Source organism: Chryseobacterium sp. ON_d1 (genome assembly GCF_006829085.1).
In the GTDB taxonomy this organism is placed as follows: domain Bacteria; phylum Bacteroidota; class Bacteroidia; order Flavobacteriales; family Weeksellaceae; genus Chryseobacterium.
Genome location: NZ_BJTC01000033.1, coordinates 1 through 1,189, shown reverse-complemented (window position 1 = coordinate 1,189; position 1,189 = coordinate 1). Strand labels below are relative to the sequence as shown.

The following is a 1,189-nucleotide window of genomic DNA, read 5'->3' as shown; positions in this document are numbered from 1 at the left end:
GGTAAACTTCCCTGTTTTTCAAACAAATTAAAATTATTAAATTTAGTTTGTTAAACCTTATGAAAAAGAGCAAATTTTCAGAACATCAGATTATCAATATTCTGAAAGAATATGAATCTGGGAAGTCGACAAAAGACATTTGTCGTGAACAGGGGATTTCATCCCCTACCTTCTACCAATGGAAACAGAAGTATGGAGGAATGGATGCACAGCACCTTAAGGAGCTTAAAGCTTTACAAGAAGAAAATGCACGTCTTAAGCGTATGTTCGCGGATCTGAGCTTGGATCATCGTATTTTAAAGGATATCATAGAAAAAAAGCTTTAAAGCTCTGTGAACGAAAAGAGTTAGCTGAAGGTATAATAAGTGAAACAGGAATCAGTGTTCATAGGGCTTGTAAAATAGTTTGTATGAGCCGTAGTATGTATTATTATGGGCATAAAAAGGATGACCAAACTGTTATTTCAAAATTACTGGATTTAGCAGCCAGGTATCCTACAAGAGGATTTGAAACCTATTATGGTAAGATTCGTTTGGAAGGTTTGCTTTGGAACAGAAAAAGAGTGCTTCGTGTTTATCGGAATATGAACTTGAAACTAAGGGTTAAACGTAAAGCTCGTATTCCAAGTCGTATAAAAGAGAAATTGATCGTTCCGGGCAAAGTCAATGAGACATGGTCAATTGATTTTATGAGTGATGCTTTGTCTAATGGCCGGAGGTTTCGGGTATTGAATGTCATTGATGATTACAATAGAGAATCATTGATCAACGAAGCGTTCTATTCAATTCCAGGCATCAGGTTAGTGCAAAAGCTAAAGGAATTAATCATATACAGACCTAAACCCAAGCGCATAAGAACCGATAACGGCCCGGAATTTCTTTCCAATGTCTTTGTGGACTTCTGTAAAGTTAATGATATTGAACTGCAGTATATACAGCCCGGAAAGCCTGCACAAAATGCATACATTGAACGTTTAAATCGTACATTCAGAGAAGATGTTTTAGATGCTTATCTATTTACATCTTTGATAGAGGTAAATGCAATTGCTTATGAGTGGCAGATTGATTATAATAGTAATCATCCACATAAATCTTTGAATGGACTTAGCCCTTGGTTATATGCTAAGAATATTTAATCTATTAGAAGATATTTTATATTTATCAACAGTTTGAAAAAGGGGAAGTCTTCA

Annotated in this window: 1 protein-coding gene; it reads left to right on the top strand. The window is 35.2% G+C overall.

Going from position 1 to position 1,189, the window contains the following annotated elements:
* Positions 1-59: 59 nt before the first annotated feature.
* A protein-coding gene (locus CRS_RS24290) for an IS3 family transposase (protein ID WP_142726514.1) occupies positions 60-1,135 on the top strand; the annotation gives its coding sequence in 2 pieces (ribosomal slippage) (positions 60-312 and positions 312-1,135; 1,077 coding nt in all).
* Positions 1,136-1,189: the final 54 nt, after the last annotated feature.